10 protein-coding genes and 1 tRNA gene are annotated in these 14725 nt (G+C 63.2%); 6 read left to right on the top strand and 5 right to left on the bottom strand.

What is annotated here, in order from left to right:
- Positions 1–109: 109 nt before the first annotated feature.
- Positions 110–1204: a 23S rRNA (cytidine(2498)-2'-O)-methyltransferase RlmM gene (rlmM, locus tag CEW87_RS00320; protein ID WP_108971049.1), complete on the bottom strand. Its 1095-nt coding sequence runs from the start codon at positions 1202–1204 to the stop codon at positions 110–112.
- A 106-nt stretch (positions 1205–1310) separates the two neighbouring features.
- Between rlmM and CEW87_RS00315 the strand changes: the two genes are divergently transcribed.
- Positions 1311–2348, top strand: coding sequence for an aldo/keto reductase (locus CEW87_RS00315; protein ID WP_108976830.1), 1038 nt, complete (start codon positions 1311–1313; stop codon positions 2346–2348).
- Positions 2349–2368: 20 nt separating this feature from the next.
- Here the strand turns inward: CEW87_RS00315 and CEW87_RS00310 are convergent, their stop codons facing one another.
- Positions 2369–2746, bottom strand: coding sequence for a hypothetical protein (locus tag CEW87_RS00310; RefSeq protein WP_108976828.1), 378 nt, complete (start codon positions 2744–2746; stop codon positions 2369–2371).
- Positions 2747–2940: 194 nt separating this feature from the next.
- Between CEW87_RS00310 and CEW87_RS00305 the strand changes: the two genes are divergently transcribed.
- The 4 genes from CEW87_RS00305 to CEW87_RS00290 all read left to right on the top strand — a co-directional run bounded on the left by CEW87_RS00305 (position 2941) and on the right by CEW87_RS00290 (position 6171).
- Positions 2941–4227, top strand: coding sequence for an extracellular solute-binding protein (locus CEW87_RS00305; RefSeq protein ID WP_108971048.1), 1287 nt, complete (start codon positions 2941–2943; stop codon positions 4225–4227).
- Between the two features lie 5 nt (positions 4228–4232).
- Positions 4233–4982 carry a glycerophosphodiester phosphodiesterase gene (gene ugpQ / locus CEW87_RS00300; protein WP_234421626.1) on the top strand — a complete coding sequence of 250 codons (750 nt, stop codon included), beginning with the start codon at positions 4233–4235 and terminating at the stop codon, positions 4980–4982.
- Between the two features lie 95 nt (positions 4983–5077).
- Positions 5078–6046 carry an octaprenyl diphosphate synthase gene (gene ispB / locus CEW87_RS00295; protein ID WP_108971046.1) on the top strand — a complete coding sequence of 323 codons (969 nt, stop codon included), beginning with the start codon at positions 5078–5080 and terminating at the stop codon, positions 6044–6046.
- A gap of 48 nt (positions 6047–6094) precedes the next feature.
- A tRNA-Pro gene (locus CEW87_RS00290) sits at positions 6095–6171 on the top strand.
- 187 nt (positions 6172–6358) lie between these two features.
- Here CEW87_RS00290 and CEW87_RS00285 read toward each other — a convergent pair.
- On the bottom strand, positions 6359–10264 hold the full coding sequence (locus CEW87_RS00285) for a DUF3427 domain-containing protein (protein ID WP_234421625.1): 3906 nt from the start codon (positions 10262–10264) through the stop codon (positions 6359–6361).
- 115 nt (positions 10265–10379) lie between these two features.
- A complete protein-coding gene (gene pgi / locus CEW87_RS00280; RefSeq protein WP_108971045.1) occupies positions 10380–12035 on the bottom strand; it encodes a glucose-6-phosphate isomerase in 1656 nt (551 codons plus the stop codon).
- 272 nt (positions 12036–12307) lie between these two features.
- Here pgi and CEW87_RS00275 point away from each other — a divergent pair, with 272 nt between their 5' ends.
- Positions 12308–13276, top strand: a complete 969-nt coding sequence (locus CEW87_RS00275) for a glucokinase (RefSeq protein WP_108971044.1) — start codon at positions 12308–12310, stop codon at positions 13274–13276.
- Positions 13277–13598: 322 nt separating this feature from the next.
- Here CEW87_RS00275 and CEW87_RS00270 read toward each other — a convergent pair whose 3' ends face one another.
- Complete coding sequence (locus tag CEW87_RS00270) at positions 13599–14717, bottom strand: acyl-CoA dehydrogenase family protein (RefSeq protein WP_108971043.1); 1119 nt, start codon at positions 14715–14717, stop codon at positions 13599–13601.
- Between the last annotated feature and the right edge of the window lie 8 nt (positions 14718–14725).

The following is a 14725-nucleotide window of genomic DNA, read 5'->3' as shown; positions in this document are numbered from 1 at the left end:
TGCATGTGCGGGAGTGTCGTGCCGGTCTCCGCGGCGGATGCCGTCGCGCGAATGCGCACATCCCGCGCAATGCCGGCAAAGTCGGCTTGCGCGGGACGCTGGAACGGTCTCAGCGCTTGAGCGTCAGGTAAGCGGTAACTTCTTCGCGGTCGTGATAAAGCTGCTTGATGCGCAGATCGTAGGGGCCGACGCTGGCGAGCCGCTTCTGGATCAAGATGCGGCACTGCTCCACGGCTTCGAGGCGGCGCTTCATCGGCAGCTTGAGGTTGAAGATGGTGTGGCGGCAGCGTCCAGTTGCCACCCAGTCGGCCATCAGCGACGCAATCCGGCTCGGTTGCTCGACCATGTCGCACACCATCCAGTCCACCGCGCGCTGCGGGCGCCAGGTGAAGCCGTCGGCCTTGAGGTGCTCGACCATCTCGGTCGCCATCACCGAATCCTTCATCGGGCCGTTGTCGACGGCAATCACCCGCAGGCCGCGATTGGCGAGTTGCCAGGTCCAGCCGCCGGGCGCTGCGCCAAGGTCCACTGCGCGCTGACCGGCGCGGATGTTGTTTTCACGCTCCTCGTCCGAGAGCAGGGTCATGAAGGCTTCGGCGAGCTTGAGCGTGGAGCGGCTGGGCGCGTTTGAGGGCATGCGCAGGCGCGGGATGCCCATCGGCCACGGCGCGCACATGCCGGGCAGGCCGGAGGCAAGCCAGGCCGTGGTCGGGCTGGTGAAAACGACATGCAGCAAGGGCAGACCGGTCTTGCTGGTGCGCAGACGTCCGGCCTTTTCGAGCGCCCGCGTGAGGGGCTCGGCAAAGCGACGGCAGAAGCCCGACTGCTGCTTGGCTTCGTCATTGTCAGGCGTTTCCAGCACGACGCCGGAAAAGCGCTGTCCGGACGCATGCACCGCGGCAACGATAGGCGTGGCGCGGTCGCGTTCGGGCAGGTCCTCGACCTTCGCGAACCAGGGCAGGAGCTGACGGGCGAACACCGGCTTGCGCCAGTCGGCGTGCTCGCCCAAGGTGGAGACGGGGACGGGCTCGAAGGCTTCGAAGGCCGCATAGCCCGAGTTGGGCTGGGTGCGGACGAAGCCGATCATGCCGGCGTCAGCGGCGATGTCGTCCAGTTCGGAGGCCAGCTCTTTCTCGAAGCCGGGGCGGCAATAGGCGAGCAGGCCGGAGATGGCGATACTGGCGGGCGGGGTATGGTCGGACATGGGCAGGTGGCGCCGGAGCGCTGAAGTATCATGGTGATGCGAAGGGTCGCATGATATGTCGTGACGGCTTGAATCAACAGGAGAAATGCGGATGAGCGATGGCGGGATGATCTATCGGGTGCTGGGCGCGCAGGGGCCGCGGGTGTCCGCGGTGTGCCTCGGGACGATGACGTTCGGGCAGCAGACGCCCGAGAGTGACGCGCATGATCAGCTCGACATGGCGTTTGAGCGCGGTCTCAACTTCATCGATACGGCCGAAATGTACGCGGTGCCTGCGCGCGCAGAAACCTATGGCGCGAGCGAAACCATCGTCGGCAACTGGTTGAGCAGACAGGTGCGGGAAAAAGTTGTGCTTGCCACCAAAGTGGCGGGGCCGGCACGCAGTCTGGGCTGGATTCGCGGCGGGCCACTGGCGCTCGACCGCGCAAACATTCGCGAGGCGGTCGAGGGCAGCCTTAGACGCCTGCGGACAGACTATATCGACCTTTATCAGCTGCACTGGCCGGAGCGCAATCAGCCGCTGTTCGGGCAGTGGCAGTACGATCCCGCCAAAGAGCGCGAGTGCACGCCGATCCGCGCGCAGCTCGAGGCGCTGGCCGAACTGGTGGCGGAGGGCAAAGTCCGTCACGTGGGCCTGTCCAACGAGCATCCGTGGGGCGTAATGGAATTTACGCGCATTGCGAGCGAGTCCGGCCTGCCACGAGTGGTGTCCACTCAGAACGCTTACAGCTTGCTCACGCGGGTGTTCGAGTATGGTCTGGCCGAAGTCTGTCATCGTGAGCAAGTGGGGCTGCTGGCGTATTCCCCGCTTGCATTCGGGCACCTGACGGGCAAGTACCTTGCAAATCCGGCTGCGCCTGGCCGCCTGACTGAGTTCGAGTCCTTTGGGCAGCGCTATACCAAGCCGAACGTTCAACCCGCTGTCGCGGCTTATGCAGACCTTGCGCGCGAGCATGGTATGACGCCGACCGCGCTGGCGCTGTCCTTTGTGTATCACCGTGCCTGCGTGGCCAGCACCATCATCGGCGCCAGTACGTCAGGGCAGCTGGCGGAGGATCTGGATGCCTGGGCGAAGCCGCTTTCGCCCGACCTGCTTGAGGCGATCGAGCGCATTCACCTGCGCTACACCAACCCCGTCCCCTGACTTTGTATTACGCCCGGTCCTCAGTGTCCGCCGGCTTTGGCCGGGGGCGCGGAGGCGGGCGTTCCCGCCGGTGCTGCGGCAGCGGGTTCGGGCGCCGTCGTTGCCTTGGTCTGAAGCTGGGACGGGACGACCTCCAGCTTGTTTTCCATCATGTAGTCGTTCATCGACCGCCAGCCTGCGAACACGGCTGCCTTCTGTGCCGACGGGTTGAGGATGTAGCAGTCCTCCAGCGAGCGCCCGGCATGACGACAGGCGCTGCCGATAGCCTGGCCTTCCGCCTCTGCCAGCGCGGCCTCCTTCGCCGGGTTGGGAAGCTCGAGCAGTTCGATCAGCTGGTCGCACCCCGTTGTCAGCGGAATCAGGGCCAGCAGGATCAGAAACCGAATCTTCTTGCGCATGGTCTGTTCGAATCGATTGACGATATTGATGCTAACGGCAGTGCGGCCGAAATCTTGAAGCATGTATCAAGATGTGAGCGCATGTGAGCCCTTCACGATCTTCTCACGCACGCCGTCTATAATTTGAAACTTATCGCACGCCTTGTGCGTTATCCCGAACACGGCTCGTTCCAGTCCTGAGATCAAGATATCCCATGCATTCATTCGTTTCCCGATTCGGTATTCGTCGCGCACTTGGCTTTGGCGCAGTGGCCGTGCTTGCGGTCGCTAGCCATGCAGTCGCGGCTGCGCCCGCCAAGCCTGCTGAGGTTCAGCAGATCGAGCTCTTTCAGCGCCTCCCCGCCGAAGGGGCTGCTTCCCTGCAAGCCTTGATCGAGCGCTTCAATGCGCAGAGCAAGGAGTACCAGGTGGTGTTGTCCGAGCAGGACTGGAAGTCTGCCAATGCACCGCACCTGATGATTCTCGAAGGCGACGACGAAGAGCGTTTCCTGGCCGGCAAGCCCCGCTTCAAGCCGCTGTATGCGGTGATGAAGGAAACCGGCAGCGCGCTGCAGACGCTGCGCCCGCCTGCAATGATGACGCGCACCCCGGTCGATTCCAAAGGCCAGCTGCTGGCCCTGCCGATCGGCCTGTCGACGCCGGTGCTGTTCCTGAACCGCGACGCACTGCGGCGCGCCGGGATGAATCCGGAAACCACCAGCGTGGCAACGTGGTTTGACCTTCAGACCGTCCTCGGACGCCTTGCCGATGCCGGGCATACCTGCCCCTACACTGTGGCTGAACCGGGGCGGGTGATGGTGGAGAACCTCAGTGCGTGGCACAACGAACCGGTTGCAGCGATGCGCGGAAAAGTGTCCGCACCGTCGTTCAACGGCATGTTCCAGGTCAAGCACGTCGCGATGATGGCGAGCTGGCACCGGGCGCGTTACCTGCAGGTGTTCGAGCGTGGGAACGAAGCCGGGCAACATTTTGCCAGCGGCGAATGCGCGGTCATCGCGGCCCCGTCCAACAGCTGGGCCGGATTCCGCAGCAAGGGCACGATCGATGTCGGTGTGGCGCAGCTGCCGTACTACGACGATTTTCCGGGGGCTCCGCAGAACACGCTCGCCGACGGTCCGGCCATGTGGGTTGCGGCAGGCAAGAAAGCGGCTGAGTACAAGGGGGTCGCAAAATTCGTCAGCTTCTGGCTGCAGCCCGAAAACCAGGTCGTCTGGCAGCGCGAAACGGGCTATCTGCCGCTGAATCGTGCGGGTCTGCTGGCCTCGCGCAGCGAACTGCTGGGGACAGATCTTGAGAACATCAAGGTGGCAGTTGGCCAGCTTACCAACAAGCCGGTGACGGGCGACTCGGCCGCTCAACCGGTCGTGGGGCGCGAGAAGGTAAGGCGCATCATCGACGAAGAGTTGTCAGGCGTCTGGGCCGACCGCAAGGCGGCCAAGGAAGCACTCGATAACGCCGTGGTGCGCGCTGCCGGGAGCTGATCCAAGTGCAGCTGTGGCCTCTGCCTCAGGTGCTGGCGCATCGCTGCGGCGGTGCGCTTGCGCCGGAGAACACGCTGGCCGGGCTTGAAGTTGCGGTGAAGCATGGCTGTCGCGGCGTCGAGTTCGATGTCATGCTCAGCGCCGACGGCTTTCCGCTGCTGATTCACGACGAAACGCTGGAGCGAACGACAAGCGGCCACGGTGAGGTGAGTCGTCACACGCTGGCGCAGCTGCGCCAGCTCGATGCCGGCAGCTGGTTTGATGTGCGCTTTGCCGCCGAACGGCTGCCGACGCTGGATGAGGCGCTCGCGCGCTGTGCGGCCCTTGGTCTGGCGGTGAATCTCGAGATCAAGCCCGCAGCCGGTTTCGAGCAGCAGACCGGGCGCGTTGTCGCCGACTATCTTGCCCGGGGGCGCGCCAATGGCGTGCCGGGGCTGGTCATCTCCTCTTTTGAAGATGCGTCCCTGGCCGCGGCAATGGAGATCCTGCCCGGTGCGATCTACGGCCTGCTGGTCGAGGAGCTGCCTGAGGACTGGACAAGCCGCGCAGCAGGCCTGGGCGTGCACGCGATTCATGTCTGCGCAAGCGCGCTCGATGCAGCACAGGCCCGGACGATCCGTGACAGTGGCTATCATCTTGCGGTGTACACCGAAAATGACGCCGAGCGCGCGAAAGCCTTGCTGCGCATGGGGGTTGAGACTGTAATCACCGATTTTCCCGACCGGGTGCGTGCCTCGGATATGTTTCCTGCCTAACAGAGGCTCGTTTCTCGACCGATCAATCCGCGGTCTTCCTTGACGCGCCTTGCAGCAGCCCCCTACCATCCCGTTTTTTCCGCGAGCATCCAGTCTTGTCCGCCCAGCAGCTATTTGCACCTATTGCCGCCGATATGCAGGCGGTGGATGCCGTCATCCGACAGCGACTTCACTCCGATGTGGTTCTGATCCGGCAGGTCGCGGAATACATTATTCACAGCGGTGGCAAGCGCCTGCGCCCCGCGCTCGTCCTGTTTGCGGCCGGCGCGATGGGCTACCGCGGCACACATCATCACGAGCTGGCTGCGGTGGTGGAGTTCATCCATACCGCCACCCTGCTGCACGATGACGTGGTCGACGAATCCGAACTGCGGCGCGGCAACAAGACCGCCAACGCCCTGTTCGGCAACGCCGCTTCGGTTCTGGTGGGCGACTTCCTCTACTCGCGCGCCTTTCAGATGATGGTGAGCGTCAACAACATGCGGGTGATGGACGTGTTGTCGGATGCAACCAACGTCATCGCCGAAGGCGAAGTGCTGCAGTTGCTCAACTGCCATGATGCCGACGTCGAAATCGACGACTACCTGCGCGTCATCCGCTACAAGACGGCCAAGCTCTTCGAAGCGGCCGCCCGGCTTGGCGGCATCCTCGCCGGTGCGGATGAAGCCACCGAGACGCGTCTCGCAGCCTTCGGCATGCATCTCGGCACGGCTTTCCAGATCATCGACGACGTGCTCGACTACTCAGCTGACGAAGCGGAAACCGGCAAGCACCTCGGCGACGACCTCGCCGAAGGCAAGCCCACCCTGCCGCTGATCCATGTCATGCAGCACGGTACGCCCGAGCAGGCCGCCCTGGTACGAGGCGCCATCGAGAACGGCGGACGCGACGATTTTGCGGCCGTACTCGCCGCCATTCAGAGCACCAAAGCGCTGGACGAGGCACGGCGCTATGCGCGGGAAGAAGCTGATCGTGCAATCGACGCAATTTCTACACTTTCCCCTTCCATTTTCAAGGATGCGTTGCTACAATTATCGGACTTTGCAGTTGCGAGAAATTACTGATATAGTTTCTGGCTTCGCAGAGCACGAAGAAAAGTTGTAAATCAGTGTCGGGGAATAGCTCAGCCTGGTAGAGCACTGCGTTCGGGACGCAGGGGCCGGAGGTTCGAATCCTCTTTCCCCGACCAAAGAATCCCGCGGAAAAGCCTTGATTTATCAAGGCTTTTTTCGTTTACTGCGGTGCTTTGGAGCAAGGCCGGATACGGGATTGCTCCATTTCTGCGCCAAAGAAATTCGGAGCCAGGTTCGCCGCGCGACTTTTTCGCGCCGTACCGTCGCATCTTGCCGATCAAGATGCCCGCACTGCATCCTGCTTCACTCCCCCACTGCAAGCACCACACTCATCGGCGCGCTGCCCGTATGGCTGACGTACCGGACCCGTCCGTAATACGTGAAAGGTGCGGCCTTGCCCGCTTCAAGCTTGTGTTCGCGCACAAACAGGTGAAGCGCCAACCCCTTCTTCTGATGTTCGATGATCTCGCGGCCCCGCTTGCTCTCTGGCGTCGTCGCGTTCTGGCTTTGCCAGTGGAAGCTGTGCTCGTCGATCCAGTGATCCAGATAGCGGTGGTCCTCGGCTTTGCCTTGTTTGTTCAGTGTCACCAGCAGGATGTGCGCATTCTTGTTGGCAAGTACGACATGCCCGCTGTTCCAGTTGCCGGGGTTGAACGCCTCGCCAAACAGTGCGGGAATCTCCTCCCGCATCAGGCGTTCGCCATGCATGAGTTCCAGCGGGTCGATGACGGCCTTGAATCGCGCCAGCGTACGCATCTCATCGCTTGACGGCATGTCTTCGTAAGCGGGGTTGTTGGCCTTGAGAACGTATTGCCCATCGGGCCCTTTGGTGACGACCCGCAGCAGGTACTGGTTGTCTCCAGTGCCGTCGCCACGTTCGATGGCAACCGTTGCGCCCGTGATCGAGCCCGCACTGCCCGGGCTGATGAGCTCCAGCAGGAGATAGTCGCCGTCCCGGATCGGGTGCTTGCCGCCGTCCATCGAGTTGCCGCTCGCCCGGGCGATGAAGTGGCGAGCAGGGTCCAGGCGGCCGTAGCCGGCCCCAAGGCTGCGGTGTTCTTCGGCATCCGCCCGGCCGGTCCTGAAATGGCCGCAGGCGATTTTCAGATTCGGAAAGTAAGGCAGTTCGGTGCGCTCGGGCGCGGGTCTGCGCAGCGGGATGACATTGCCGCCGCCTTCCGGAGCGGTCGCCTTTCGCACCTCGTAAGCAGCAAGACGATAGTCGACCAACTCCTGCACCAGCTCAGAGAATGCGGCTGCGCGATCTTCTGGTACGACGAAGGTCCGCACGAACCGGTCATCAAGCACGCGGAAGAATGTGTCGGCACCGTTCGTTCGATTGCCACCGATCCAGGCATTGACCGGATTGTCCTTCCAGTACCGTAACCAGGTTTCCGGTGCCTCGTCGGTCCCCGTGGAGAGTGTGGCAGGCAGATCTGCCAACAAGGGGCGCCGCCGCTGAAGCACCCGCCATGACTGCGAAGCGAGCGCATGAAGTGTCGGGGGTTCCAGCCAGCCGTTCAGCTCCTGCAGCGCCTCCAGCAAGACCATCTTGTAGCTCTTGGTCATCGCCGTATTTTCGACCTCACGCAGGAAGCGCTTCTGTGCGAGGGCGACGCTTTCCTCATCAGCCGACAAATCCTTTTGGTCGAGCACGAGTTCGAACCACGAGCCGTGTTGCTGACGCATGCGCGATACGCTGACGCCGGCGCGGTAGAACTCCGCCAGGGAGGGGCGGCGGCCGAGTGCGCCTTTCAGCGCCTCGTATTCCTTGGCTGCGCTGTCACTGTCGAGCGACTTCAGAAACTCGATGAGCTGGAGGTCGTAGTTGATGAAACAGCCATCCGGTAATTCGAGGTTGCCGTCCTCAAGTTTGCGTGCGAAGGCCGCCAGTTGCCGATAGCTCGTACCCACCGCCAGCAGTGCCTGGGGCTTGTGCAGAAAACTGTGGTGGTTGCCGATGAAGTCGAGCACGACGAGCTTGTCCTTGTGCGGCGCTTTGCGCAGCCCGCGACCAAGCTGCTGCAGGAACAGGATCTTGGACTCGGTCGGGCGCAGCATCATTACCGTGTCGATGGCGGGGAGGTCGACGCCCTCGTTGAACAGATCGACCGAGAAAATGACCTTCAAGCGGCCTTCCGCCAACTGCTCAAGCGCATCCCCACGACTCATTGCTGATCCAGCATAAACTGCAGCGCTGGGAATGCCCGTGCGTTGAAATTGCTCGGCCATGTACTCCGCGTGCCGAATCGATACGCAAAATGCGAGCGTGCGTGCCTGGGCGCGCGACTGCCACTGGCGCAATGCGTGTCGTGCACGCGCAAGGGTGGCAAGCTTGTTGGACAACTGTTCGGGGTCGAAACGGCCATTGCGCCACGGAATGCCGGTGTAGTCGACCGACTCGTCGTAGATGCCGTAATAGTGGAAAGGCACGAGCAGTTCAGCCTCGATACCGGCAAAGAGCTGGCAGGTGAATACGAGGTTGTCGTCGCACAGGCTGAGGATGTCCGACTGATCGGTCCGGTCCGGCGTTGCGGTCAGGCCAAGCAGAAAGCGCGGCTCGAAGTACGCAAGCAAACGGCGATAGGTCGGCGCAGCCGCGTGGTGAAATTCGTCGACCACGATGTAGTCGAAGTGCTGCGGCCCAAAACCCTCCAGGTGCGCTGCTCGCCCAAGCGTTTGCACGGACGCACAGAGGACGTCGACATCGCGATCCCGTACTTGCCCGGCATAGAAGCCCACGCGTGCCGCCGGCCGGATGCGAAGGAAGGTTTCGGCGGCCTGCTGCAAAATCTCCTCGCGGTGCGCGACGAACAGCACGCGACGGGCTCGCACCTGCTCGGAATCAAACGCGGCAAGCCATGTCTTGCCGAGCCCTGTGGCCAGCACGACCAGGCCACGCTTGTAGCCTTCAATACGCGTCGCCACCAGCGCCTGCAGCGCTTCACGCTGAATCGCCGACGGGACGGGAGGTGGCTCCATCTCGTTGCTGCCGGGCGAGACTGCCTGCGGAAGTTGAACCCGGCGGCGCTCGTAGGCATCGATCCAGTAATCAGTCAGCTCCACCGTGCGCGGATGCCGAAACAGCTCCTCAAAGCGCGAGCGTGCCTGAAGGAAACCGTCATCGCCCGGGTAGTCGACGCGGTAGTTCCATTCGAGGCCATCCTTGAGCGCCTGACGACTGATATTGCTCGACCCGATGAAGGCCGTACCGCGTAACTCATTGCCGCCGTGAAGATGTGCGAACAGATAGGCTTTCATGTGGAAGCTGCTGCCCGCGGATTCAAATACCCGGATCTGTGCGCCGAGTTCCTTCAGCAGCATCAGCAACCGCAGTGCCTCGGGATCGGTCACGTCAAGATAGTCGCTGGTCACAACGCGCAGTTGCACCGGCGCGCGCGTCCCGTCATTCGCCTCACCTTCCTGAGGGGTGAGCGCTGCGCGCAGATCGGGCAAGAGCAGGCGCAGACCCGTTGTCTTGATGAAGGCAACGGCGAGGTCAATCTCGTCCGCCCCGCTGATTGCTGCACACAGATGAGGCAGGAAGTGATTACATTCGCCACCGACAATGAGCTTGGTCGCAGCGGGCCCGCGCTTGCGGATCAGCGCGTTGATCCACTGCTCGGTGCGTCCAGGGCGCTGATCCTGTGTTGTCCAGCACTCCGCTGCAGCAAGGTCGGCGAAGGGGGCAATCCAGGCACGGATCCTTGCCTCGGTTGCATCGGTAAAGTGGCGCCCGTCCTGTACCCGCTCACCCTCTCCGAGCTTGAAGCTCAGGTAGAAAACGCCATTGGGCTTGAGTGCGGCCCACAACCGTGCCAGCGCAGCATTCATATCCACGTCGGGTAAATGAAGCAGGCTCGCGCACGCCCAAATGCCGTCGTAGCAGAGCAGTTCATCGACATCGTCGAAACCGCGCGTCTCGACCGCCTGTCCGATGTGCCGTGAAGCCAGTTCGCATAGCGCAGCACTGGCGTCGAACGCCCGAACCCGGTAGCCGCGGTCTAGAAACGCTCGGCTGTCCCGGCCCGATCCACAGCCTGCATCGAGGATCAGGCCCTTTGCCGGGATCCCGGCCAGAAAGCGCTCATGCAGGGCGGACATATCGACGTCCACCGTGCTGGAGAAAAACTGCGGGGCATTCTTGTCGTAGTAGTTGTTTGTGCTGGACATCGTGGCAGTGACTGGAAACGCAGGCGCTTGCGACATTCGCAATGCATTTCCGAGAGACTACCAGGTCATGCCGCGATGCGAGCAGTCCGGAGTGCCGCACGTTCTTGGTGGCGACTCGCACTGCGTGCATCGCCGGGCTGCTAGCCCTGCCTCAGGACGCGCTGGCGCGTGCCATCGCAATCAGGCCCCGAGTGGAAGCGTCATGTTCGCCCGCCGGGCCTCCTGCCAGCTCGCCGGCGATGCGGGTGGCGATCTGCTTGCCGAGCTCGACGCCCCACTGGTCAAAGCTGTTCACATCCCAGATGACGCCCTGCACGAAGACCTTGTGCTCGTAGAGCGCGATCAGGGTGCCGAGCGTGCGTGGTGACAGCTCGGGCATGAGCAGGGTGTTGCTGGGGCGGTTGCCGGGAAAGACGCGGTGCGGCACGAGCGCTTGCACAGCGTCGGCATCCATGCCGCTCGCGGCGAGCTCCGCGCGCACTTCGGCGGCTGTCTTGCCGACCATCAGCGCCTTGCTCTGGGCGATGCAGTTGGCCAGCAGCAGGCGATGGTGATCGGGCAGCCCGTGGCTGGCCTTGAGCGGCGCGATGAAATCGACCGGGATGAGGTCGGTGCCCTGATGCAGTAGCTGGAAGAAGGCATGCTGCCCGTTGGTGCCGGGCTCGCCCCATACGACCGGACAGGTGGGTGAAGCCACCGGCTGGCCGTCCCGCGTCACCGACTTGCCGTTGCTCTCCATTTCCAGCTGCTGCAGGTAGGCCGGCATGCGCGACAGTGCCTGGGCGTAGGGTGCAATGCACTGGCTGCCGACGTTGAAGAAGCTGCGATACCACACGCCGAGCAGGGCAAGAATCACCGGCATGTTGGCTTCGAGCGGGGCCTCGGCAAAGTGCCGATCCATTGCATGCGCGCCGTCAAGCATGGCTTCGAAGCCCTCGCGCCCCACGCACAGCGCAACCGGCAGGCCAACGGCCGACCACATCGAGTAGCGCCCGCCCACCCAGTCCCAGAAGCCGAACATGTTGTCGGCGGCGATGCCGAATTCAGCCACCCGGGCGACGTTCGTCGATACCGCAACGAAGTGGCGGGCGATATCCTGCTCGCTGGCGCCGCCGGCGAGGAACCACGCCCGCGCACTGGCCGCGTTGGTCATGGTCTCGATGGTGGTGAAGGTCTTGGAGGCGACGATGAACAGCGTGCGCGCCGGAACGACCTTGGCCAGCACACGTGCCAGCTGGTCTCCATCCACGTTCGACACGAAGTGCATCCGCAGCCGCGGATGGCCATGTGCGGCCAGCGCCTCGCACGCCATGGCCGGCCCGAGGTCGGAGCCGCCGATGCCGATATTGACCACGTCGGTGACCGCTTCGCCCGTGTAGCCCGTCCATTTTCCGTCGCGGACGGCCTCGGCGAAGTCTCCTACCCGTTTGCGCACCGCCAGCACCGCGGGCATGACGTCCTCGCCATCGACCTCGACCCGGCTGCCGGTCGGATTGCGCAGGGCGGTGTGCAGCACTGCACGATCTTCGGTGTTGTTGATGTGCGCGCCGGCGAACATCGCATCGCGTGCGGCTTCAAGCCCTCTTTCGCGTGCGAGGGCGAGCAGGTGTCCGACGGTGTCCGTGGTGATCCTGTTCTTCGAGTAGTCGAGTGTCAGGCCAGCAGCACGCAGGCAGAAGCGCTCGAAGCGCTGCGGATCGTCCTTGAACAGGTCGCGCAGTTGGGCTTCGGCAATGTCGGCATGATGCGCGGCCAGGGCCTGCCATGCAGGCGTGACGGGATGCGTAAGTACGGTGGTCGGGTTCATGTCAGTCACCAAATCCGCGGACGTGCTTGAGCGGCGGGTGGTCGCCACTGAAGTCCTGCCGCGCGGAACAGTTAATTTTTCTCATCAGTTACAAAGATACCGGAGTTGCCAATGCCATAGCACCCCAATCTTCATTTGCGGCCAAGGCAAGCGAGTGCAAGCAGCGCCGTATCAGGGGCATATTGGAGGGTGCGCGCTTTCGTGCGAGACTGGGTTCCAGACGCTTGCGGGCTGCTCCGCTTTGTCATTCAGCGCTTCAGAGCTCCTTTTTCATGCCCACTTCGCATCCTGACAGCTTTCCACGATTGGTCGGCGACATCGGCGGGACCAATGCCCGCTTCGCGCTTATTCACGAGCCTGCTTGCCTGCCGCAGCAGGTCGAGACGTTTCGCTGTGCCGACTTTGCCAGCCCGCGTGAGGTCATCGCACGCTATCTGAAGGATTGCGGCGGCGTGCAGCCCGTATGGGCGGCAATCGGCATCGCCACCCCGATCGATGGCGACCAGGTACGCATGACGAATCACGACTGGGCGTTTTCGATCGAAGCGCTCCGCCGCGACCTGGGGCTGGCGCGCCTGTGCTTTCTCAACGACTTCACCGCGCTGGCGCTTTCGATCCCGGCGCTTGCACCGCATGAGCTGCGACAGGTCGGCGGTGGTCGGGCGGCAAAGGGGCGGGCGATCGGCGTCGTCGGCCCCGGCACCGGCCTGGGGGTGTCGGGCTTGCTGCCCAGCGGAAAGGGCTGGATTCCGCTTGAGGGCGAAGGCGGACATGTCACCCTCGCGGCCAGCACCGCACATGAGGCTGAACTGATCGCGCTGCTTGCACGCCGCTATTCACATGTTTCGGCCGAACGTCTGATCTCCGGGGCGGGGCTGGTTGCGCTCCATGAGGCGAACGCGGCCCTGAGCGGGAGGGTGGCCGAGGCGCTGGACCCGGGCGAGATCACCCGCCGGGCCCTGAGCGGTGAGTGCGAACACTGTGTCACCGTGGTGAACGACTTCTGTGCACTGCTCGGCACGGTCGCTGCCGACATTGCGCTGATTCTGGGCGCGCGGGGCGGTCTCTACATTGGCGGCGGCATCGTGCCCAGACTCGGCGCGTTTTTCGATGCCTCGCCGTTTCGCGCGCGGTTTGAGCACAAGGGCCGCTTCAGCGCCTACCTCGCGGAGGTTCCGACCTTCGTGATCGATGCGCCGTGGCCTGCACTGATCGGGGCCGCGCGCAGTCTCGAAAACTGAAACGAGACCCGCGATTTCGTCATCGGCAGCATCCCGGGCAAAGATGCAGAAGGCCGGTCACGCACGCAATACCGCCCTCGGAAGCAGTTTCAAAGTCGAATCCGTTCCTGAATGGGTGGAAATCGCCGAGGAGGTGAGCTTCCAGAACAATGTGGGTGTGACCAGAATCCGGGGATGTGGCCGCGCGCGGCCGATGCTACCGGACTGCCTGGAGTGCTGGGTCGGTCACGCGGGTACCGTGAGCGGACGCTGCCAAAAAAGATGCCCATCCGCTGCTGGCGGACGGGCATGAGGGAGCAAGGCTGAGGAGTGCTGGTTCTGTTTAGCTGGCCGCTGCGCTGAAGCGTCGCAGGTGGCTATCCGTCGTGCCAAACAGCTTTTCGATCGCAAACAGGCGCTTGAAGTAGTGACTGACGTCGAGCTCGTCCGTGACGCCCATGCCGCCATGAATCTGCACCGCCTGCTGGCCGACGAAGCGGCAGGCCTGGCCGATTACCACCTTTGCCGCGGACAGCGCACGGCTGCGTTCGGCGCCAGCTTGCTCGCCTGCGCGAATGGCGGCCAGGTAGGACATTGAACGGGCCTGCTCGCGATGGATCAGCATGTCGGCCATGCGATGCTGCAGGGCCTGGAACTTGCCGATCGGCACGCCGAACTGCTTGCGGGCGCCGGCATACTCGATGGTTGCTGCAAGCAGCTTGTCGAGGCTGCCGGTTGCCTCGGCGCACAGGGCCGCAAGTCCGAGGTCGAGCACGTCGGCGATGACCTCGTTTGCATCGGCCGAGCACAGGCGGGTATCGGCAGGGACGAACATCTGCTGGAAATGAAGATCGGCGGCGCGCCTGCCGTCAACCGTTGGATAGGCCTGCATGCGCAGCCCCGGGGTGTTTGCAGGTATCGCGAACAGCGCGAGCTGGCCTTCGGGAAGCTTCGCGCTGACCAGCAGAAGATCTGCCTGTGGCGCGTGATAGATCACGTGCTTGCTGCCGGAGATGACATAGCCTCCGCCCGCCGGCGTGGCGGTGGTATTGATCCGGAGGGGATCCGAGGACGCTGCTTTCTCCTCGTGTGCAAACACTGCAATAACTTCGCCACCGGCCAGCAAGGGCAACCAGGCCTCCTTCTGGACGGTGCTGCCGAGGCGGGCGATGGCTGAGGTCGACATGACGGCGCTGGTCAGGAAGGGCTCTACCACCAGGCCTTCGCCCAGTGCGGACATGACGAGCATGGTTTCAACCGGACCGGCTTCCAGACCGCCGTTTTCCTCTGGCACCAGCAGGGCAAGCAAGCCGATCTCGGCCAGTGAGGACCAGGTCTTGCGGCTCATGCCGGTTTCGCTGGAGGTGATCTGCTTGCGTGCTTCGAAGCCATATTCGCGTGATACGAATCGACGCGTGGTTTCCAGCAGCATGTTCTGTTCTTCGGTGAAGGAAAAGTCCATGGCGTGCT

The organism is Parazoarcus communis (genome assembly GCF_003111665.1).
In the GTDB taxonomy this organism is placed as follows: Bacteria; Pseudomonadota; Gammaproteobacteria; order Burkholderiales; family Rhodocyclaceae; genus Parazoarcus; species Parazoarcus communis_B.
Note: the sequence above shows the minus strand (reverse complement) of the source record. Positions and strands in the feature narration are given on the sequence as shown.

Excerpts from the sequence above, each read along its gene's own strand:
- rlmM (WP_108971049.1), bottom strand. The coding sequence starts at position 1,204 with ATGTCCGACCATACCCCGCCCGCCAGTATCGCCATCTCCGGCCTGCTC.
- CEW87_RS00315 (WP_108976830.1), top strand. The coding sequence starts at position 1,311 with ATGATCTATCGGGTGCTGGGCGCGCAGGGGCCGCGGGTGTCCGCGGTG.
- CEW87_RS00310 (WP_108976828.1), bottom strand. The coding sequence starts at position 2,746 with ATGCGCAAGAAGATTCGGTTTCTGATCCTGCTGGCCCTGATTCCGCTG.
- CEW87_RS00305 (WP_108971048.1), top strand. The coding sequence starts at position 2,941 with ATGCATTCATTCGTTTCCCGATTCGGTATTCGTCGCGCACTTGGCTTT.
- CEW87_RS00285 (WP_234421625.1), bottom strand. The coding sequence starts at position 10,264 with ATGTCGCAAGCGCCTGCGTTTCCAGTCACTGCCACGATGTCCAGCACA.
- pgi (WP_108971045.1), bottom strand. The coding sequence starts at position 12,035 with ATGAACCCGACCACCGTACTTACGCATCCCGTCACGCCTGCATGGCAG.
- CEW87_RS00275 (WP_108971044.1), top strand. The coding sequence starts at position 12,308 with ATGCCCACTTCGCATCCTGACAGCTTTCCACGATTGGTCGGCGACATC.
- CEW87_RS00270 (WP_108971043.1), bottom strand. The coding sequence starts at position 14,717 with ATGGACTTTTCCTTCACCGAAGAACAGAACATGCTGCTGGAAACCACG.